We start from the raw sequence: 21,162 nt of genomic DNA on the forward strand, positions 1-21,162 counted from the left end.
CGCGCCCGGCGCCCCGCTCGATTCAGCTCGCGGCGGACGCCGCCTCCCGCGCGAGCAGGCTGATGGCCGCGATGCCGCGCGCGGAGTCCTCCTCGGTCAGGAACATCTTGAGCGTCTCGCGGATCGCCGGCAGCGCGCGGTGCAGATCCTCGGGCGACATCGACCGCGGCTCGATGCCGGCCCGCCGGCACGCCCGGACGATGGTGCTCGGCCCGATCACGCTCGAGAGCCCGCTCACAGCGACCACCCGCTCGAACAGCGAGCCGCTCGGCGGGATCGCGCTGAGCGAGCCCGTGCCGCCGGCGCGCGTGCTCGGGGGCGCCTGATCCGGGCTGCTCCCCGCGCGCCGCTGTGACGCGCCGCCGCCGGCGCCGGGCGCGGGCCGGCTCCGGAGCAGGGCGCGCAGCCGCACCCGCAGCATCGTCAGCTCGGGCGCCTTCAGCACGAAGTCCTCCACGCCGATGCGCGCGCCCTCCGCGCGCGTCGCGACGTCGTCGTGCCCCGTCAGGATGACGACGGGGATGTGGCGCAGCGCGCCCGATTGCTTGATCCGCCGCGCCGCCTCCAGGCCGCCCATCCCGGGCATCAGGAGATCCATGATCACGCAGTCCACCGCCTCGACCGCGAGCAGGCTCAGCGCCTCCTCGCCCGACTGCGCCGGGATGACGTCGCAGCCGTCCTGGCGGAGGAGCTGCGCCAGCGAGGCGCGGTACGTGGGGCTGTCGTCCACGACGAGGATCTTCTTGCCGACGAGCGCCGGCCCGCTGCCCTCCGCCGCGCGGCGCGCGCTGCTGCGCTGGCTCACGAGCTCCGTCGCCCGGAGCACGAGGTAGCTGCCGTCGTACGGCTTCCCGACGTACTCGTCGGCGCCCATGCTCAGGCCCTGGATCCGGTGCCGCACCTCGACCTCGGTGGACAGCAGGATCACGGGGATCTGCACGAGGTCGGCCGAGGAGCGGATCTCCCGGAGGAGGTCGAGCCCGTCGCCGTCCGGCAGCAGCAGGTCGAGGATGACGAGCGAGAAGTCCTTCGACCGGAGGACCTTGTGCGCGAGCGCCTTCGTCTCGCACGCCGTCACGACGAAGCCGGCGTTGCTGAGGAGGCTCCGCAGGTCCATGCGGATCGTGAGGCTGTCGTCGACAATCAGGACGTGCGGCTTCATGGCGATTCCCCTCTGCTCCTGGACAGCGCGAGCAACGTAGGGCCGATGGCGCCCACGGATAAGATCTGGTGAGCCGCGCCGCGCGCGATGGCCTCCCTCGGCATCCCGAAGACGACGGAGGACGACTCGTCCTGCGCGAGCGTCATGGCGCCCGCGCGCTTCATGGCGAGCAGCCCCTCGGCGCCGTCGCGGCCCATGCCCGTGAGCAGGCAGCCGATCGCGCGGTCGCCGAGCTCGCCGGCCACCGACTCGAAGAGCACGTCGACCGAGGGGCGGCAGGAGTGCCGCTCCGGGCCGGCCGTGAGCCGGAGCTGCCCCTGCCGGACGACGAGGTGCCGGTCGGGCATCGCCAGCCGCACGCCGGGCTGGCCGGGGCGCGGGAGCGGCTCGCCGTCGGCCGCGATCGAGACCGGGAGCGAGATCCGCCCGGCGAGCCACGCCGCGAACGCGGGCGCGAACGGCGCGCCGATGTGCAGGACGAGCAGGATGGGCACCGGGAACGACGCGGGCAGCGGCCCCAGCGCGTCCGCGACGGCGGTCGGCCCGCCGGTCGACGCGCCCATCGCGATCGCCCTGTACCAGGCCTCGCCGGCGGGCGCCGCGCGCGCGGGCTCCGCGGGGGGCAGGGGCGGCGCGGGACGGAGCTTCCTGCGCAGGTGCGTGATCACCTTGATGCGGGCGACGAGCTTCACCGCGGTCACGAGGCGCCGATCCCAGGCGCCGCCCTCGTCGGCCGCCGACGGCTTGTCGAGCACGTCGACGGCGCCCGCCGAGAGCGCGTCGAACGTGCCGAGCGCCTCGCCGCGCTCGACCGACGACGACACGATGAGGATCGGCGTCGGGCAGTAGGCCATCACGTGCTCGGTCACCGCGAGCCCGCTCCGCCTCGGCATCATCATGTCGAGCGTGATCGCGTCGGGCCGGAGCTGCTCGCACAGCGCGATCGCGGCCTCCCCGTCGGCGGCCTCGCCGACCACCTCGATCTCGGGGTCGACCTCGAGCGCGGCGACGATGCGCCGGCGGACCGTCCGCGAGTCGTCGGCGACGAGCACGCGGATCTTCCGCGCGGGGGCGCGGGGCTCGGCGCCGGGCGCGCGGCTCATGACGGCGGCGACCCCTGCGCCCTCCAGAGGAGCCCGGCCACGGTGTCGAGCAGCCGGCGCTGGTCGAACTCGCCCTTCACGATGTAGTCGTCCGCGCCCGCCTCCGTGGCGCGGCGGCGGTCGGCCGCCGACGACAGCGACGTCACGATGACGAGCGGCGTCTCGCGCAGGACCGGGTCGGCGCGGATCTGCGCGGCGAACTGGAAGCCGTTCATGCCCGGCATCTCCACGTCCACGAGGAAGAGGCCGTAACGCCGCTCGGCCGCCTTCCTCAGGCCCTCCTCGCCCGAGGACGCGAGATCGACCTCGTACCCGCCGGACTCCAGGATGCTCTGCTCGAGCATCCGCGTCGTGAGCGAGTCGTCCACGACGAGGATCGGCGGCGGCGCGCGCCGCTCCCGGCGCCCGGAGGCGCCCGGGCCGGCGGCGCGCACGAGCTCCGTCACGCCGCGCGGATCGAGGACGAGCACCGGGTCGCCGCGCACGTCGAAGCTCGCCCCCGCCACCGCGGGCGGCGCCCCGGCCGCCGCGGGCAGCGGCTTCACGATGACCGGCACGGCGCCGAGGAGGCGCTCGGCGCCGAGGACCGCCTGCGACGGGCCCGCGCCCACGACGACGGCGCAGCGCGGCTCGCCGGCGGGCGCGGGCGCGCCGAGGACGGCGGCGAGCCGCGCGAACGGGACGAGGCGGTCCTCGACGACGATCGCGTCGCGCTCCGTCGCGCGCACGATGGCGTCCGCCTCGAGCCGCAGCGCGAACCGCACCGCGTCGAGCGGAAGGAGCGCCGTGCGGCCGCCGTCCTCGAGCCGCAGCGCGACGACCGACGACAGCGAGATCGGCACGACGAGCTCGATCGTCGCCCCGCGCCCGGGCTCGCTCTGCGCGCTGGCCGTGCCGCCGAGCTTCGCCGCGGTCTCGCGCACCACGTCGAGCCCGACGCCGCGGCCCGAGAGCGAGGTGATCGCCTCGCACGTGCTCACGCCCGGCCCGAAGATGAGCTCCAGCGCGTCGGCCTCGGTGAGATCGCGCGCCTCCTCGTCGCGGCAGAGCCCGGCGCGGACGACCGCCCTCCGGACGGCCGCCACGTCGACGCCGCGGCCGTCGTCGCTGCAGATCAGCGCGACCCGGCTGCCCCGCTGCTCGACCCGGAGCCGGATCTTGCCGGCGGCCGGCTTCCCCGCGGCGAGCCGCGCGGCCCCGGGCTCGATCCCGTGGTCGACCGCGTTCCTCGCCATGTGCAGCGCCGCGTCCCGCAGCGCGGCGATCACCGCGCCGTCGAGCCGGATGTCGCCGCCGCTCGCCTCGAAATCGACGCGCTTGCCGAGCGACTCCGCCGCCTCGCGGACCGCGAGCTCGACCGCCTCGAGCACGCCGGCGCACGGCAGGAGCTGCAGCTCGCGCGTGCGCGCCTGCGCCTGCCGGAGCTCGCCCGAGAGCCTGTCGATGCCGCCCGCCAGCTCGGCGCGGGCGACCGAGAGCGCGGCGCGCAGCTCGCGGTACAGCGTCCCCGCGCGCCTTGCGCCGAGCTCCCCGAGGCCGCGCGCGGCCTCGTCGGGCGACCCGACGGCCCCGAGCGCGGCCGCGAGGCGCTCGGCCCGATCGAGCGCCTCCGCGCTGCTCCGCAGCGACTCGAGCTGCACGATCGCCTCGCCGATCGCGTCGGCGAGCTCGCCCACGTGGGCGAGGTCGACGCGCGCCACCTCGTCGTGCGCGCTGCGCCGGACGGGGCGGGCGCCTCCCCCGACCTCGCCGGGCTCGGCCACCTCGTCGAGCCGCGTCACCTCCTCGCGGATGAGCCCGATGAGCCGCAGGAGCTCGCCCAGGTGCGCGGCCGGGATCGGCTGGCGATCCTTGCGGAACGGCGTGAGCACGTCCTCGACCGTGTGCGCGAGCTCGGCGATCTTGAGCTGCCTGGCCGCGCCGGCGGCCCCCTTGAGCGTGTGCGCCAGGCGGAAGCACTGGTCGAGCGACTCCCCCTGGCCGCCGCGCTCCTTGAGGTCGAGCAACCCCCACGCGAGCCCGTCCGCGAGCTCCTGGGCCTCCATGCGGAAGTACTTGAAGAGGTCGCTCACCGCGGGCCGCTCCTACGCCCCGGCCTGTCGATGGTGCTGGATCAGGCGGACGAGGTCCTTCGAGAGCGCCGCCAGCTCCGACGACGTCTTGAGCGTCACCGACGAGCTCGCCTCGGTCTCGCGGGCGGTGCGCGCGACGTCGAGCAGCGCCGTGTTGACCTGCTCGACCGCGGTGGCCTGCTGCTTCGTGCTGAGCTCGATCTCGCGCGACGCCTCGGCCGTGCTGCCGACGAGCTCCGAGATCTGCCGGAAGCTCGTGGCGACCTCGCCGAACTGGCGCGCGCTCGCGTCGACCGCCTTCGAGCCGCTCTCGGTCGCGATGACGGTCGTGTTCGCGGCCGCGCGGATCTCCTCGATGAGGGCGCGGATCTCCTTGGTCGAGCCGCCCACGCGGTCGGCGAGCTTGCGGATCTCGTCGGCGACCACCCCGAAGCGCCTGCCCGCGTCGCCGGCGCCGGCCGCCTCGATGGTCGCGTTGATCGCGAGGATGTTCGTCTGCTCGGCGAGCTCGTTGATGATCTGGAGGATCCCGCCTATCTCCTGGGATTTCTTGCCAAAATCGAGCATGTGAAGGACGATCTGCTCGACCTGGCGCTGCACGCCGTCGATGCCCTCGCGCGCCCGCCTCACCGTCTCGTCGCCGGCGCGCGCGGCCGCGGCGGTGTCGGCGGCGATCTGCGTCACCCGCTGCGTGCTCTCGGCGATCTGGTGGGACGTCGAGAGCAGCTCCCGCATGGTCGTCGAGACCTCGCTCGAGGTGGTCGCCTGCTCCTTCGCGCCCTGCGCCTGCTGCGTGGCGGCGGCCTGGAGCTCGGTCGCGGAGCTCTCGATGCGGCGGGTCGCCGACTGGATGCGGCGGTTGATGCCGCGGATGATCAGGAAGCCGAACGCGGCGACGACGAGGATGGTGAACGTGGAGCCCAGGGTGAGCGTGACCAGCAGGCGCCGCTCGCCCTCGGCCGCCCGGTTCTCCTGGGCCTCGAGGACGCGCACGGCGTCGGCGCGGAGCTCGCCGGCGACGGCGCGGATGTCGTCCATGGCGCGCCGGCCGCGGCCGCTCGCGACCGTCCTCGCGGCGACCTCGGCGCTCTCGCTGCGGCGCTGCTCGATGGTGAGGCGCATCTCCTCGAGCTTGTCGCGCATGAGCGGCCGGAGCCTGTCGAGCCGCTCCTGATCGCGCGGGCTCTCCACGGTGAGCCTGCGCAGCTCCTCGTAGTCGGCGTCGATCGAGCGAAGCGCGGCCTCATACGGCTCGAGGAACGCGTCGTCCCCGGTGAGGATGAACCCGCGCTGCCCCGTCTCCGCGTCGAGGAAGTGGGTGTGGAGCTCGTCGAGCTCGGTGAGCACGCGGTAGGTCTGCTTCAGCTCCTGGCTTATCTCGAGCAGGCGCGCCGCGTTGTGGACGGAGACGACCGCGAGCGTGATCAGCACGAGGAGGGGGAAGAGCAGGCTGGCGGCGATCTGCTGCGGGATGGTCCACGTGGTCTTCATCGATCTCCCCTGGGACGCTCTGCGCCGCGCTGGGCCCTGCGCAGGACGGTGGCCGCGACGGCGGGGACGCGGAGCAGGCCCCGCGGGGTGCCCCCGACGTCGACGACCTCCTTCACGTGCTCGCCGCGCTCGTCGTCGTGTTCGTCGTCATCACCATCCCGCGCGCGAGCCCGGGGGCCCGCGCCGGCGCCCGGGCTCGCGCGCGGCAGGCTGGCGTGGCCCTCGACCTCGTCGATCGCGAGCGCGATCTCGGGGCTCCCGGCGCAGACGAGGAGCCAGCGCGGCGCCGGCCCCGCGGCCGCGTCGGCGACGCCGGCGCGCGGCCGGCCGCCGACGAGCGCGGCGAGGTCGTACACCGCGACGAGCCGGCCGCGCAGCCCGGCGAGCCCGAGCAGGTCCGGCGGGCCGCCCGCGAGCGGCACGAGCCGGCGGCAGGGCTCGACGGCGGCGAGCTCGTCGATGCGCGCGACGAGCCGGCGGTCGCCCGCGCGGATCGCGAGCGCGCGCGCGGGCTCCTCGGCGCAGGGCCGCGCCGGCGCGGCGAAGGACGCGTCGAACACGTCGCGCAGCGCGGCGAGGCGATCGGCGAGGGACGTCATCCCGGGCGCCCTCCGCGGGCCTCGAGCTCGGCGTTGCAGAGGCCGATCAGCGTCGACCGCGGGAAGCCGCCGCCGAACAGCACGAGCCGCTCCTGCTGCTCCGAGACCAGGAGCGCCGCCGCGCGCCCGAGCTCGTCGCGCGCGGTCGCGAGGTCGCCGGCGCGCTTCGCGAGCAGCCCGAGCCGGAGGTGCGGCATGGCGAAGCTCGGATCGCTCGTCGCCGCGGCCCGGTAGTGCTGCGCCGCGCGCGCTGCGTCGCCGGCCTGCTCCTGGCACAGGCCGAGCACGTAGTGGGCGGCGCCGCTGTCGCCCGCGTCGAGCGCGCGCTGGCAGGCGCGCGCGGCGCCGGCGAGGTCGCCCTCCTGGCAGTGGATCACGGCGCGCAGCAGCTCGACCCGCGCGCTCGACGCGGTCCGCTCGGGCAGCGCCGCGAGCGCCGCCATCGCGTCGGCGAACCGCTCGGCCCCGATGAGCTGGAGCGCCCTGTCGATCGCCGCGAGCTCGGCCGCCGCCAGGGGCCTCGTCGAGGGGCGCTCGCGCGCCGCGCCCGCGTCGCGCTGCCGGGGGGGCGCGCCGCGCTGCGGGGCGGGCCCGTCGCGCTGCGGGGGCGGCGACGCGCGCTGGACCACCTCGGCGACGCGCGCGGACGACGCGTGGATGCTCGCGAACCACGCGCCCGCGCGGGCGGCGTCCGCGGGCGGCCGGCGGGGGGGCGCGCCGCTGCGCCGGTAGTAGAAGATGCCGTGGGTGTGCGCCACGTCGAACGAGCCGCTCGCGGCGCGGAGCGACTCGCTCGAGGAGAGGAACAGGAAGCCGCGCGGCGCGAGCGCAGAGGCGAAGCGGTCGAGCACCTCGGCCATCTTGTGCGGCGCGAAGTACATGAGGACGTTGCGGCAGAAGATCGCGTCGAAGGCGCCCGGCCTCCAGAACGCGGGGTCGTCCTCGAGGAGGTTCCTCACCTGGAACTCGACGAGGCCGGCGATCTCCTTGCGCAGCGCGACGCCGCCCCCCGCGCGCACGAAGAAGCGGCTCCGGATGTCGTTTGGGACCGCGCGCAGGGTCCACTCCGAGTACCGCGCCCGCCGCGCCTTCTCGACGGCGCCCGGGTTGACGTCGACGCCGACGATCCTGATCCGGCGCGGCAAGAGCCCCGGGTGGGCGGCCTGGAGCGCGATCGCGAGCGTGTACGCCTCCTCGCCCGAGGCGCAGCCGGCGGAGAGCACGGTGACGGGGGCGCCGTCGGGGCGCGCGGTGAGGCGCTCGGGCACGGCGATCTCGGCGCACGCCTCGAACTGCTGCCATTCCCGGAAGAAGTACGTCTCGCCGACCGTGAGCCGGCCGGCGAGGACCTGGAGCTCGTCGCGCGCGAGCTCGCGATCGTCCAGCGCGCGCCGGTAGCCGCCCAGATCGGCGAAGCCCCGCGCGCGGGCCCGCTCGCGCAGCACGGCCTCGAGGTCCGCGCCGAGGTGCAGGGACGCGCGGGACAGCCCGAGGCGCTCTTCCAGGAACGCCTCGACCGGGCCGAGGTCGTCGGGGGTGGGGCTCACGCGGTGCCCCGGAGCGACGACCACGCGGCCTCCGGCAGGAGCCGCGCCGTCTCGAGCAGCGCCAGCGCCTGCCCGTCGAGCGTGCCGAGGCTGTCCACGCACGCGGGCAGCGCCCCGGAGAGCAGCGGCGGCGTCGCCTGGAGGGCGGCCGGGTCGAGGCGCTCGATGCCGAGCACCTCGTCGACCTCGAGCGCCAGCGGCCGCTCCCCGGCGCGGACCGCGACGAGGCGCGCCGCGCGCTGGCCGTCCGCGACGCCGAGCAGCGCAGCGACGTCGACGACGGGCACGTGGGCGCCCCGGATGATGGCGAGCCCGCGAACGAACCGCGGCGCGCCCGGGATGCTCCGGACGTCGAGGGCGCGCATGGTCTCGGCCACCGCGGCGAGCGGCAGCGCGCAGCGCCACGAGCGCACGCGGACGACCAGGGCTCTCAACCGTCTCCTCTCCTTCGACGTACAGGGCGACGCGCAGGGCGACGCGCGGGTCTCGGCGGCGCGGTGCGGGCTCCTGCGTCGTGCATCATGCGGGGATCGGCCGCGCGCGGGCGCGACCCTCGCGTCATGCTACGCACTTCTCGAATCGTTTTGAAGACGCAGGCGGCGCGGACAGGCCTGTACCGACCCGGCGCGCGGGCTCTGGGGTGAGGTGCGATGACGAGCTCGCTCGCCCCTCGTGCGCGGTTCGTATTTGCGTCACCCGGCTACGGCTCATCCTCGATCGATGTCGACGTCATGTCGAGTTCACGACGTGGATGTCCGTCGTGTTTCAAGGCGCAGACGACGCTGCGTGGGACACGTGTGCTCAAGAGGAGGACATCGCGCTTCGGACTGACCTCTTCAGCTTTCGCGAGCTCATCGAGCTCATCGAGCGCATCGGGCGTCGTCCGGGTTCGTCATGCCCGGATCCCGCGGAGCGCCCGTCGGACGTGCGCTGGCGGCGCGGGCGCGCAGGGGAGCTGCCGGTCTCGGCCTTCCGACGGGGCAGGCGAGGAACGCGCCGCCTCGGCGCCGCGGCGGCGCTCCGACCGCCGGGCGCGGCGCGGGCGCGGGACTCCGGGCCGGCGCGCTTCTCCATACCGCCCGGGGGCGCCACGCGCTATCAACGCCCCCGCGGGAGGCGCGGGCGGCGCCCGGTCCTCCCGGGTTGCCCGCATGATCGCTGTCGTCGCAGAGAAGCCCGCCGTCGCCCGCGACATCGCCGCGGTGCTCGGGGCCTCGCGGCGCGGCGAGGGCTTCCTCGAGGGGGGCGGCTACGTCGTCACGTGGGCGGTGGGGCACCTCGTCGCGATCGCCGAGCCTCACCAGATCGACCCTGCCTGGAAGCGCTGGCGCCTCGACCTCCTCCCGATGCTGCCGGCGCGGTTTCCGCTCGTCGTCCTGCCCGGGACGCGGGCGCAGTTCGAGATCGTCCGGAAGGTCCTTGGCCGGCGCGACGTCCAGCGCGTCGTCTGCGCGACGGACGCGGGCCGCGAGGGCGAGCTCATCTTCCGCTACATCTACGAGGCGGCCGGCTGCACGAAGCCCGTCGATCGGCTCTGGATATCGTCGCTCACCCCCGACGCCATCCGCGACGGGCTCCGCCGGCTGCGCGACGCGCGCGGCTACGACGGCCTCGCCGACGCCGCGCGCGGGCGCAGCCGGGCGGACTGGCTCGTCGGCATGAACCTGTCGCGCGCCTACAGCCTCGCGTTCGACAAGGATCTCTCGGTCGGCCGCGTGCAGACGCCCACGCTGTCCATGGTCGTCGAGCGCGAGCTCGCGATCCGGCGGTTCGTCCCGGAGCCGTACCTCGAGGTGGTGGCGACCTTCTCCCCGTACCGGGAGGACGGCGCGGGCGCGGCGGAGTCGTCGTACAAGGGCACGTATTTCCGCGACAAGGATCTCCCCGGCGAGCAGCCCGGCCCGGCGGGCGGCGGCGAGGCGCGCGAGACGGCGCCGCAGCGGAGGCGCCTGCCGCCGGACGGCGAGGAGGCGAAGCGCATCGTCGAGCGGGCCCGGCGCGGCGAGGCGCGCATCGAGGCGATCCGGTCCGAGACCCGCCGCCTCCCGCCGCCGCTGCTCTACGATCTGACCGAGCTCCAGCGGCACGCAAACCGCCTGTACGGCTTCTCCGCGCAGCGGACGCTCGAGGTGGCCCAGGCGCTCTACGAGCGCAGGAAGCTCATCAGCTACCCGCGCACCGACAGCCGGCACCTCTCGACCGACGTCGCCGCGACGCTTGGCGCGGTGGTGCAGGCGGTCGAGGGCTCATACCGAGGCATGCTCGCCCCGGGGACGGGGACCCGCCCGCTCGGCAAGCGCTTCGTCGACGACGCCAGGGTCGGCGATCACCACGCGATCATCCCCACGGGGTCGCGGTCGTCGCGCGCGGAGCTGTCGGCCGATGAGCAGAAGATCTTCGATCTCATCTGCCGGCGCCTGCTCTCGGCGTGGCACGAGGATCACGTCACGTCGATCACGACGGTCATCACGGCGATCACGACGCGCGGCCGCGGCGAGGGGGCCGGCGGGCCGATCGTGGACCGCTATCACAGCGCGGGCAGCGTCGTGGAGAAGGTCGGGTGGAAGGTGCTCGACATCGGCTTCGGCAAGCCGCCCGCGAGGCAGCGCAAGAAGGGGGAAGCGAAGGGGGAGGCGGGGGACGCCGGGGAGGGGCGCGAGGGGGACGAGGGCGACCGCGAGCGCGAGACCGCGGATCAGCAGCTCCCGGCGGGCCTCGCGAAGGGGCAGGTGCAGCTCGTGCTCGACGCGCAGGCGCAGTCGAAGAAGACGCGCCCGCCGCCGCGCTTCACCGAGGCCACGCTGCTCACCGCGATGGAGACGGCGGGCAGCAGCCTCGACGAGAAGGAGCTCTCCGAGGCGATGAAGGACTCGGGCCTCGGCACCCCGGCCACGCGGGCCGCGATCATCGAGACGCTCTTGCGGCGCGAGTACCTCGTGCGCAAGGGCAAGCTGCTGCACGCGACCGACAAGGGCGTCGGGCTGATCGAGGTCGTCCACGCGGATGTGAAGAGCCCCGCGATGACGGGCGCCTGGGAGGCGAAGCTCGCCCGCATGGCCCGCGGCGTCGGCGATCTGCCCTCGTTCATGGCGGACATCGAGTCGTACGTGCGCCATGTCGTGGCGGAGGTGAGCGCGGGGCGCCGGCCGGCCGCGGGCGCTGCGCCAGGGCAGGACGCCGGGGCGTCGCTGGCGCGGGGAGACGGGGAGGCAAGGCGCCCCGGGGACGGGCGCGGCGGCGGGGCCGTTGCGCCGGCCGCGCCGCGGGAGCCCGAGGCGCCGAGGGAGCGCGAGGCGCCGCGCCGCGCGCCGGGCAGCAGCGCGGCGGTCGCGGCGCCGCGCGGCGCGCTTCAGTCCGTCGCGGCCGCGGCGTCGTCGCCGGCGCGGGCGCAGGCTCGTGCTCGCCCGGCAGCCTCGACGCCGTTGCCGGAGCGACCCGCGGCGGCGGCGCCCCCGCGAACGCGTGCGGCGGCCGTCGCCTCGGCGCCGGCGCGAGGGGGGGACACCGCGTCATCGCCGTTGCGCGCCGCGCCCCTCGCGCCGTCTCGCGCCGCGCCCGCCGCGGCGGTCGCCCCCTCCCGCGAGCGCCGGCCGTCGGATCTGCTCGAGCTGCTCCAGCAGTGCTTCGGATTCCGCGCCTTCCGCCCCTACCAGGAGGCCGTCTGCCGGACGGCGGCCTCGGGGCAGGACGTGCTGCTCGTCATGCCCACCGGCGCCGGCAAATCGCTCTGTTACCAGCTCCCCGGCATCGCCCGCGGCGGCACGACGCTCGTCGTGAGCCCGCTCATCGCCCTCATGGAGGATCAGGCCTCGAAGCTCCGGGCGTGCGGCTTCGCCGCCGAGCGCATCCACTCCGGCCGGAGCCGCGCCGAGTCCCGGCAGGCGTGCATCGATTACCTCGCCGGCGCGCTCGACTTCCTGTTCATCGCCCCCGAGCGGCTCCGCGTGCCCGGCTTCCCCGAGCTGCTCGCGCGCAGGAGGCCGGTGCTCGTCGCTGTCGACGAGGCCCATTGCATCTCCAAGTGGGGGCACGACTTCCGCCCCGATTACCGCATGCTCGGCCAGCGCCTCCCGGCGCTCCGTCCGGCGCCGGTCATCGCGCTCACCGCGACGGCCACCCCGGTCGTGCAGGACGACATCGTCGAGCAGCTCGGGCTCGCGTCCGCGGCGCGCTTCATCCACGGCTTCCGGCGAAGCAACCTGGGGATCGAGCTCCTCGAGGTGAGCCCGGGGGAGCGCCTCGCCCGGGTGCGCGCGCTGCTCGGGCAGGAGGGCCGGACGCCCGCCATCGTCTACGCGCCGACCCGGAAAGAGGCCGAGTCGCTCGCCGCCGGCCTGGCCGAGGACCTTCCCGCCGAGGCGTACCACGCGGGCCTGGCCCCTCCGGTGCGGGACCGGATCCAGGCGGCGTTCCTGGACGGCAGCACCGAGGTCATCGTCGCCACGATCGCGTTCGGCATGGGCATCGACAAGCCCGACGTGCGCACGGTCATCCACGCCGGGCTGCCCGGGAGCGTCGAGGGCTATTACCAGGAGATCGGCCGCGCCGGCCGCGACGGGCTCCCGTCGCGGGCCGTGCTGATGCACTCGTATGTCGACCGGCGAATGCACGAGTTCTTCCACGAGCGCGACTACCCTGATCCGGCGATCCTCCAGCGCATCGAGCGGGAGCTCTCCGAGGCGCCTCGCCCGCGCGAGGAGATCCTTGGCGATCTCGGCATGGAGCCCGAGGTCGCGGACAAGGCGCTGGAGAAGCTCTGGATCCACGGCGGCGCGCGGGTGGACGCGGACGGGGGCGTCGCGCTGGGGGAGCCGGGGTGGCGCGCGCCCTACGAGGCGCAGCGGCGCCACAAGCTCGCCGAGCTCTTGCAGATGGCGCGGTTCACGGAGAGCCACGGCTGCCGGATGCTCCACCTGGTCCGCCATTTCGGCGACCAGGAGGACACCGGCGAGGCCTGCGGCCTGTGCGACGTCTGCGCGCCGGCCGCGTGCGCGGCGCGGGAGTTCCGGGCGCCGAGCCGCGACGAGGAGAAGTCGATCGCGCGGATCCTCGCGGCGCTGCGCGACGGGGAGCAGCCGACCGGGCGGCTCTACCGCGAGGCGTTCGCCGATGGGTCGCTGGAGCGGCGCGACTTCGAGCACCTCCTCGGCGGCCTCGTGCGCGCGGGGCTCGTCGAGGTGCGCGAGGAGTCGTTCGAGAAGGCGGGCGAGACGATCGCCTACCAGCGCGCGTCGCTCACGCCGCGGGGCCGCCTGGGCGAGGCGCCCGGCGTGAGCGACATCCCGCTCGCGAAGGCCCCGCCGAAGGTGAAGAAGCGGCAGGGGGCGACGTCGTCGTCGGATGCGCGGAGGGCGTTCTTCGCCCGCAAGGCGCAGCGGAAGAAGGGCCGATCGCGCTGACGTTCGCGCTCGCGCGGCGCTCAGCGGAAGATGCCGAAGTGGCCGAGCACCCACCAGAGCAGGACGAAGATGAGGATGGTGCTGAAGCACCCGCCGCCGAGCTTCTTCGCGCCGTAACCTGCCGCAATCCCACGCAAAATCTTGCTCATCGAACGACCTCCGGCCCCGTGTCGGGGTGCCCGAGGAGCAAAGCAACGGGGGTGCCAGCTGAGGGGGGCGGAATTTCAGGGTGGAAGCCGATGATCTCGCTCGCTTGATGGTGGGGATGTCGGCGCGCGCGCCACAGTGAGGCGTTTCGCTACGCTGGAGGCGCGAGGCCGCAGGCGCCTCGCTGAGCCGAGGCAGCCGGATCGGCGGAGGGCTTATCGGCCGAGCTTGGCGACGACGAGCTGCTGGCGGCCGTCGGCTCCGAGGTTGGGGAGAGGGCCCGCGCCCCAATCAGCCTCCGGTGCTCTCGTCCAGCCCGCGATGAGCGCCTCGCCGTCCGGCGAGCTGGCGACGGCGTAGGGGACGGCGTCCTTGCCAAGGAAACGATGCCAGACGAGCTCCGCGTCGGGGCTGAGCTTGACGACGAAGCCGGAGTAGTCCGCCAGAGTCAGCGGGCCGTCGCCGAAGTCGATCTGCTTGTCGGCCCTTCCGATGACGACGACGTTGTCGAAGGGGTCGAGCGCCATGCCTCTGGCCCACTGAGTACCCGTCCCGCCAAGCGTACGCACCCATCCCACGGTGCCGTTGGCCTCGAACTGCACAACGAAGACGTCATCGCCGACCGACGTCATCGTGTGTGGACCTATCTGTAGCTCGCCGCTGTGATATCCGGCCAATACAGGTCTTCCCCGGGAATCTATCGCAATACCCATCACGTCGACGGCCGCCGGGCTCGGCCCGATCGCGCGCATCGTCCGGATCCAGTCCGGTACTCCGGACGGCGTCAGCTTCATCACGAAGCTGCCTCTGTCGATCGTGAACCGATCCAGCTGAGTGGTTTCGCGCGTCGAGCCGGCGACGAAGATGTTGTCCGAACGGTCGACCGCGATGTTGACGACGCGGACGGTCGCGTTGCTGTCGCCGAACGTGCGCACCCAGCAGCCCCCTGCGGTCGCGAGGCCTGTCGCACCGTCGAGCTTTGCTACGAAGATGGCCGAGTCACCGTCGTCCGGCTGCATCGGTCCGCCGCCGAAGTCGATCGGCTTGCTGAAACGTCCCGAGACGATGACACGATCGTTTGCGCCGAACGCGACGGCATTGATCCCGCCGCCCTCCGGGCCCTTGGTCCAGATGGCCTTGCCCGATGCATCGAGCTTCGCGATGAATGACCCCGCCGGTAGCGGCCCATCGCCGAAGTCAATGCCGCTGTCGCTGATGCCGCTCAGAAGCTGGTTACCCTTGGAGTCGACGGTGAAAGCCCACGGTTCGTCCGGGTAAGAGTCACCAAACTTCTTGGACCACAGGGGCTCTCCGGTCGGGCTCAGCTTCAGGAGCAGTATATCGGTGGTGCTGGCAGACGAGAGTGTATGGTCGCCGAACGTGATGGTGTCGAAGAAGGCGCCGCTCACGAACATGTTGCCGTCGGCATCGCTCGCGATGTCCATGAAGTGGACGTCGCCCGTCTGCTCGTACGCGGTCGTCCAGACGACGCACTCCAGGCCGTCGCAGTTCTCGTCGTCCGCCGCGTCGCAGCGTTCCACCGCCGGCACGATCTCTCCCTCGCATGCGCCCCAGGTCCCGTCGGCGCTGCAACTGCGTGTCCCTCCCAGGCACATCCCCTCGTCCCTGGTGGCCGGCGGGCCGCTGTAGCACGCCTCCGACGTGTCCGGCGTGCAAGGGGGGGCCTCATCTTCACCGCCGGCACCGCCGGCACCGCCGGCACCGCCGGCACCGCCGGCACCGCCGGCGCTTCCAGCGCCGCCAGCGCCCGTGCCGCCCGGCGACCGATCGGCGAACTCGTCGAGGCCGAGCAGCGCCGCGCACCCGCTGGCGCACAGGGTCAGGGTGACGACAGAACCAAGGACGTACGCTCGTGCTTGCATGAGATGTTCTACGCGCTCGCGATCGGCCGCAGGATCGGTTGTGCGGACCGCAGAGCGGAGGCTATCACAGCAGCAGAGCCGCCGGCGCCGAGTCTCCCAATCGAGCGCCACGGGGCATCGCGCGAGCCTTCGCGCTAGTCTCGGGCTCGTCGACGTGGCGCGCCATAGCCGAGGAAGGATAGGCCTATCCGCGATGAGAGCCGGCGGATCGCCGCGCGAGGAAGCAGGCGGGAGAGCTGGGCCGTCGCCTTGCTCAGCGCGGTCGGGACGGCGACCACATCGCCCCGATCCGCCGCCGCGATGCCGTAGGCCGCGCAGCTCTCGGCTGTGAGCTCGAACGGCACCTTCCTGCGCGGCACGCCAGGCGCGCCTGTGTCGAAGATCTCCGTGGTCACCGGCCCAGGACACAGCGCCGTCACCGTGACGCCGGTCCCGCCGAGCTCCACGGACAGGCTCTCGGAGATCGAGAGCACGAACGCCTTTGTGGCTCCATACACCGCCTGTCCCGGGGTCGGCTGGAACGCGGCGAGCGACGCGACGTTGAGCACGCGCCCGCCGCCGCGGGCCACCAGGTCGGGGACGATCGCCGCGCAGAGCGAGACGACGCTCTCGCAGTTGAGCCGCACGAGCATCGCCTGCGCTGCCGGGTCGCCGTCCAGAAAGGGCCCGAGCCGCGTCGTTCCCGCGTTGTTGACGAGCCAGGCCGCGCCGCCCAGCGCGCGCGCCCGATCCCGCACGCGGAGGGCTGCGCCCTCCGAGGTCACGTCGAGATCGAGCGGGTGGATGGGCGCGTGCCCGGCGGCGCGCGCCTGCGCGGAGAGCTCCTCGAGGCGCTGCGCCCGCCGGCCGATGGCGAGCACCGGCTGCCCGCGCGCCGAGAGCTGCCGTGCGAGCGCCGCGCCGATGCCGGACGAGGCGCCTGTGACGATGGCGAGACCCGAGGTCATGGTCATGGGCGCCATCCTTTACGCCGCGCCGCCCTGGATCGCGAGGGGGCCGTTGCCCCCGTGCATGGACGCTCCGCGGGCGCGCCCGAGCCGAGCGTGGTTCGCCGCGTCGCGTAATGCACGCGGAGATGCCACGGATGCGTCATCCGGTGCGAACAGACGCCGTCGTGATGTCGGCATCGCACCGTGTCGGCTCGTGCGTACGAGCGCGTGCCGCCCGCGGCGCATCGATTCCATCGAGGCGGTCCCTGGGCGGGCGCACCGCGTCCGTGGCCTCGTGGCATGAGGAGCTGAAGGGCCGCGCCCTACATCTGGTCGAGCGGCTGGCGAGCCGTTCGGAGCTTGCAGACGCCTGCGCGCCCCGGGTAGCCTAGGAACCGTGCTCTTGACGTCAGGTGGTAGGATGCCGCGGTCGGCGCCAGAAAGCCGTGAGCGATGCTGAGCCGCGAGCGAGCCATGCGCGTTCGAGGACTTGCTCTGGCCGCCGCAGCCCTGTGCGTCGGGCTGCCGGCGCAGCTCCGCGCGCAGCCGAGGCCAGATCCGGTCACCCTCTCGGCGCCCGCCATCACGGAGTTGCCGGAGGTCGAGGGGACCGGCCTCTGCGCGGCGTCGGCTCTATCGCCTCCCGGTGAAGTGGAGACGTGGTTCTACGTGTCCAACGCTAGTGACGATCCCAGGAAGTTGGACACGCGCGTGGCCTACATCGAAAAGGTCAACGCCTTCCTGGAGGACGACGACTACAAGCCCACACGTATCGAATACGTCATCCGGACCGTTCTGGATTTTAGCAACAACAATACCACTGCCGCGCCGAACACCGCAGGCCCGCTGAGCTTCGGCGACTTCACCTTCACCGAGCCGATGGCGCCCCCGTGCGAGGAGGAGGGCGGGTGCGACTTCCCGTGGAACAGCCACGGCACCGACCAGCCGTTCGGCTCCCGGCTCCGCGGGTTCCTGCGTGTCCCCGCGGAGCTCGCCGGCAGGCCGGTCCATATCGGTTTCTATGCCGACGACGCGGTCAGCCTCGCTTTCTTCGACAGGGTCTCTGGCATGAAGCCGGTCGTCGTCCGCCCGCCGAGGCTCGGTCTCCCGACGTATCGCGTCACGAACACGGTCACGTTCGAGAAGCCGGGCCTGTACCCGCTCGAGATCCTCTACGCGGAGCTCTGGGAGCACGCGGCGCTCGAGATGTCCTTCCTCGTCGGAGAGTTCGATGACTTCGAGCTCGGCGCGCGCGAGATGGGCAGCGTGAACCTCAAGGACGCCGGCTTCACCCTCTTCCAGCCCGCCCAGTTCTACCAGACGTTGAGCGGCTCGCCGTCGTTCCCCGATATCGACCAGTGCCAGCAGTGCAGCCGCGCCTTCGCCGGCCAGCCCGGCAACGCCCAGTGCGATACGGGCTATTACTGCAACGAGGCCGCCCTCTGCGCCCCCTGCGACACCGCGTACTACTGCGGGGAGTCCTGCTCGCGCTGCGAGGGGGAGGCGCAGTTCTGCATCGACGTGAACGGCAATCGCCAGTGCGCCCAGTGCCGCACCAGCGAGGACTGCCAGGACGGCTTCGTCTGCGACCCCGAGACGCACGAGTGCAAGGAGGAGTACGAGTGCGAGGTCGATGAGGACTGCCAGCGCGGCTGGATCTGCGTCGATCACACCTGCGTCGTGTGCGACACGGCCGACCGGTGCGCCGGCAACTCGTGCAACTGCTGTCCGAACGGCATCAACGGCACGCAGATGGACTGCGCGGCCGTCGAGCCGGGCGGCGACCCGATGTGCGTCGAGTGCCTCGAGGACGCGCAGTGCCCCGCCGGCAAGCGGTGCCACACCCCGACGGGCCACTGCGTCGACGCCATCCCGGAGAACGCGCAGCCCGACTGCTGCGGCGAGGGCTGCGTCGACTGCATGCGCCCCGAGGACCCGAACGATCCGCAGACGCCCCCGGTGCCGTTCTGCCTCCCCGGGCCCGTCGGTACGGCGTGCGCCGCGTGCCGCAACGACATGGACTGCGCCGAGGGGCAGTACTGCCTGAGCGGCGAGTGCAAGGAGTGCGTCAAGGACCGGCGCTGCGGGCTCCGCTGCGAGAGCTGCGGCGGCGACACGCCGTTCTGCTTCGGCCAGTTCGCCGAGACCGCGATGTGCGTCCGCTGCACCTCGGATGAGCAGTGCGCCGGCACGACGTGCAACCCCGAGACGCACGAATGCGACCCGCCGGGGTGCATGGCGACGTGCGGCGAGGACACCCCGTACTGCGACGGCGAGCGGTGCGTCGAGTGCTACGCCGACACCCAGTGTCCCTGCGGCAACACCTGCGATCTCGAGACCAACACGTGCGACGTCTCCTGCAAGTCGAACGTGGACTGCCTCGGCAACGAGCACTGCCGCTGGACCGACGAGGCGGACGCCAAGGAGTGCGCGCTCGGCCCGATGCCGGACAACGTCGCGTGCGGCGGCACCCTCGCCGACATCTGCAGCGTCTCGGTCGTCGGCGAGGAGGGCAGCGATTCGCGGCTCGCCGGGCTGCTCGCCGTCGCCGGGCTGGCCCTGCTCGAACGCCAGCGCCGGCGGCGCGCAGGAGGTGCCTCGTGAGAAGGCGCTCGCCGCTCCTCGCGCCGCTCCTCGCGCTCTCCGCGCTGCTCGCCGGGAGCCCCGCGCTCGCCGTGGAGGGGCGCTTCGACGCGCAGGTCTTCCGCCCGGCGGCCGCGCCGCGCGACCTCGTGATGGTCCAGAAGTCCGAGGTCATCGGCAACCTCTCGCCGACCGTCGGCCTCTACAGCGACATCGCGGCCGACCCGCTCGTGCTCTTCCTCGCCGGCGACGACACGAAGCAGGCGGTCAACGCGATCACCGGGCGGCTCGAGCTCGCCTTCCTCGCCGGCATCGGATTCTTCGACGTCTTCGACGTCACCATGGCCATGCCGCTCATCCTCTTCCAGGAGGGCGGCAACCTCCGGCGCTTCGGCACCGAGGGGTCGGTCAAGAGCAGCACGGTCGGCGATCTCCGCCTCTCCACGAAGATCTCGCTCCCGTACCTGAACCGGAAGGAGCAGGTGAAGGAGGGGTTCGGGATGGCGATCGCGGGCAACCTCAACTTCCCCACGGGCGATCAGAACGCGTTCGCCAGCGACGGCGCCCTGAGCGGCGGCGTGACGCTCATCGGCGACTACCGCTTCAACTTCGGGCTGCTCCTCGCCGCGAACGCCGGCATCTGGCTCAGGCCCGACAACCAGTTCGCGGGCGTGCGCGTCGGCGACATGGCGCAGTTCGGCGTGGCGGCCGAGCAGTACGTCGTCCAGCGCTGGGGCCTCTCGGTCATCGGCGAGGTGTACGGCTACCCCTCGCTCACCGGCTACCCCGACGATCCCGGGCAGATCCCCGCGGAGGCGCTCCTCGGGCTGCGCTGGCAGACGAAGCACGGCGTCACGATCACCTTCGGCGGCAGCTTCGGCGCGGCGTGCGGCTTCGGCGCGCCCTCGATCCGCTTCTTCAACGTCATCACGTGGCAGCCGAAGACGTCGGCGGAGCAGGAGGAGATCAACCGCCTGCAGCAGCGCGACAACGACGACCCGGACCGCGACGGGCTCATCGGCGCGGCGGATCGCTGCCCCGACGTGCCGGGCAGCCCCGAGAACTTCGGCTGTCCGGATCTGGACACCGACGGCGACGGCTTCTTCGATCGCGACGACCAGTGCCCGGACAAGCCGGCCGGTCCGCACGGGAAGAACGGCTGCCCGCTCGCCTTCGTCAAGGGCGACGAGATCGTGATCACCGAGCAGGTCCACTTCGCGACCGACAAGGACATCATCCTCGAGGACTCGAACCCGACGCTCGAGGCCGTCGCTCAGGTGCTGATCGACAACCCCGACATCCGCGAGGTGCGGATCGAGGGCCACACCGACGTGCGCGCCACCGACATCTACAACATGGCGCTGTCCCAGCGCCGCGTGGCGAGCGTCATGGCGTACCTGATCGCGAAGGGCGTGGAGCCCTCGCGGCTCCAGGCGGTCGGCTACGGGCACACGCAGCCCATCTACGACGACACCGGCTGCACCGGGCCGGACGAGCAGCTCTCGCCCGACTGTCAGTTCATGACGTCGAAGAACCGGCGCGTCGTCTTCCGAATCCTGCGCTACGGCCCCGCGGGGGCGAAGCCGCTCACCGGGGCGCCCGAAGGATCCGAGCAGCTCCTGCCGTCTGGCGGGGTGCTGCCGCAGAAGACGCAGGGCGTGCTGCCGAACCAGGGGACGCTGCCGGGGCAGGGGGTCCTCAAGCCGAACGTGCTGCCGAGCGGGGGATCCAGCCTTCCGCCGGCCGGCGGTGTGCCGGGCGAGGCGGCTCCGCTGCCGAACCGGCGCGATGCGGGGGGGCTGCCGACCGGCAAGGGGGTTCTGCCGAGATCCGGCACGCCAGCACCGGCGCCGGCGCCCACCTCGCCGGGCCAGCCCGCGCCGACTGCTCCGCAGAAGTAGCAAGACAGCAGACCGCGCTCGCGGGCGCTTCCGTCGCTGAGCGCGGGGGGAGGGATCGGGGGTGCCGAGTCGCCCGGCTCCTGGAGAGGGAGTCCGCCGCGCGGCGCGGGGACCCCGCCGGACTCGCCTTGGGACGTCCTGTCTCCGGCGCGCTGCGCACGCCAGAGACAGGACGTCATCCGGGCTCAAACATCGGCCCTCCCCGAGCCGCGCGGCGGACTCCCTCTCCAGGAGCCTACCGTGGCCCGCTGTTTCTCCGTGATTGCGTGTCTCCCTCGGCCCTCGAGGTGCATGAGGCCTGCGCGCAATCGGCGAGCATCCGAGAGGGCTTCGAGGCGTCGCTGTG

13 protein-coding genes are annotated in these 21,162 nt (G+C 73.3%); 3 read left to right on the top strand and 10 right to left on the bottom strand.

The window, feature by feature from the left end:
- Positions 1-22: 22 nt before the first annotated feature.
- Genes WMF24_RS17885 through WMF24_RS17915 form a run of 7 tightly spaced genes read right to left on the bottom strand, consistent with a single transcriptional unit; the run spans position 23 to position 8,408 of the window.
- On the bottom strand, positions 23-1,162 hold the full coding sequence (locus WMF24_RS17885) for a response regulator (protein ID WP_437737631.1): 1,140 nt from the start codon (positions 1,160-1,162) through the stop codon (positions 23-25).
- Positions 1,159-2,265: a chemotaxis-specific protein-glutamate methyltransferase CheB gene (gene cheB, locus WMF24_RS17890; RefSeq protein WP_437737632.1), complete on the bottom strand. Its 1,107-nt coding sequence runs from the start codon at positions 2,263-2,265 to the stop codon at positions 1,159-1,161. The genes WMF24_RS17885 and cheB overlap by 4 nt, the downstream gene beginning before the upstream one ends.
- Positions 2,262-4,337, bottom strand: a complete 2,076-nt coding sequence (locus tag WMF24_RS17895; protein WP_437737633.1) for a hybrid sensor histidine kinase/response regulator — start codon at positions 4,335-4,337, stop codon at positions 2,262-2,264. Before WMF24_RS17895 ends, cheB begins: the two co-directional genes overlap by 4 nt.
- Before the next feature lie 12 nt (positions 4,338-4,349).
- Positions 4,350-5,828: a methyl-accepting chemotaxis protein gene (locus WMF24_RS17900; RefSeq protein WP_437737634.1), complete on the bottom strand. Its 1,479-nt coding sequence runs from the start codon at positions 5,826-5,828 to the stop codon at positions 4,350-4,352.
- Positions 5,825-6,427 (bottom strand): chemotaxis protein CheW, encoded by a 603-nt coding sequence (locus WMF24_RS17905; protein ID WP_437737635.1) that lies wholly within the window; start codon positions 6,425-6,427, stop codon positions 5,825-5,827. Before WMF24_RS17905 ends, WMF24_RS17900 begins: the two co-directional genes overlap by 4 nt.
- Complete coding sequence (locus WMF24_RS17910; RefSeq protein ID WP_437737636.1) at positions 6,424-7,974, bottom strand: CheR family methyltransferase; 1,551 nt, start codon at positions 7,972-7,974, stop codon at positions 6,424-6,426. Before WMF24_RS17910 ends, WMF24_RS17905 begins: the two co-directional genes overlap by 4 nt.
- Positions 7,971-8,408, bottom strand: a complete 438-nt coding sequence (locus WMF24_RS17915; RefSeq protein WP_437737637.1) for a chemotaxis protein CheW — start codon at positions 8,406-8,408, stop codon at positions 7,971-7,973. The genes WMF24_RS17910 and WMF24_RS17915 overlap by 4 nt, the downstream gene beginning before the upstream one ends.
- Positions 8,409-9,125: 717 nt before the next feature.
- Between WMF24_RS17915 and WMF24_RS17920 the strand changes: the two genes are divergently transcribed.
- Entirely contained in the window at positions 9,126-13,373 is a 4,248-nt protein-coding gene (locus WMF24_RS17920; RefSeq protein ID WP_437737638.1) for a DNA topoisomerase 3, read from the top strand.
- 20 nt (positions 13,374-13,393) lie between these two features.
- Here WMF24_RS17920 and WMF24_RS17925 read toward each other — a convergent pair whose 3' ends face one another.
- The 3 genes from WMF24_RS17925 to WMF24_RS17935 all read right to left on the bottom strand — a co-directional run bounded on the left by WMF24_RS17925 (position 13,394) and on the right by WMF24_RS17935 (position 16,356).
- A complete protein-coding gene (locus tag WMF24_RS17925) occupies positions 13,394-13,522 on the bottom strand; it encodes a hypothetical protein (protein ID WP_020736078.1) in 129 nt (42 codons plus the stop codon).
- A 213-nt stretch (positions 13,523-13,735) separates the two neighbouring features.
- The gene (locus tag WMF24_RS17930; RefSeq protein WP_437737639.1) at positions 13,736-15,403 is read right to left on the bottom strand and encodes an SBBP repeat-containing protein; all 1,668 of its coding nucleotides are present in this window, start codon (positions 15,401-15,403) and stop codon (positions 13,736-13,738) included.
- A 134-nt stretch (positions 15,404-15,537) separates the two neighbouring features.
- On the bottom strand, positions 15,538-16,356 hold the full coding sequence (locus WMF24_RS17935) for an SDR family NAD(P)-dependent oxidoreductase (protein ID WP_437737640.1): 819 nt from the start codon (positions 16,354-16,356) through the stop codon (positions 15,538-15,540).
- A gap of 450 nt (positions 16,357-16,806) precedes the next feature.
- Here WMF24_RS17935 and traA point away from each other — a divergent pair, with 450 nt between their 5' ends.
- Together traA and WMF24_RS17945 are read left to right on the top strand one after the other, a co-directional pair.
- Positions 16,807-18,936 (top strand): outer membrane exchange protein TraA family protein, encoded by a 2,130-nt coding sequence (gene traA / locus WMF24_RS17940; protein ID WP_437738819.1) that lies wholly within the window; start codon positions 16,807-16,809, stop codon positions 18,934-18,936.
- Entirely contained in the window at positions 18,933-20,816 is a 1,884-nt protein-coding gene (locus tag WMF24_RS17945; RefSeq protein ID WP_437737641.1) for an OmpA family protein, read from the top strand. Before traA ends, WMF24_RS17945 begins: the two co-directional genes overlap by 4 nt.
- The last annotated feature ends 346 nt before the right edge of the window (positions 20,817-21,162 follow it).

It is taken from the genome of Sorangium sp. So ce1335 (genome assembly GCF_051521615.1).
Lineage (GTDB): Bacteria > Myxococcota_A > Polyangia > Polyangiales > Polyangiaceae > Sorangium.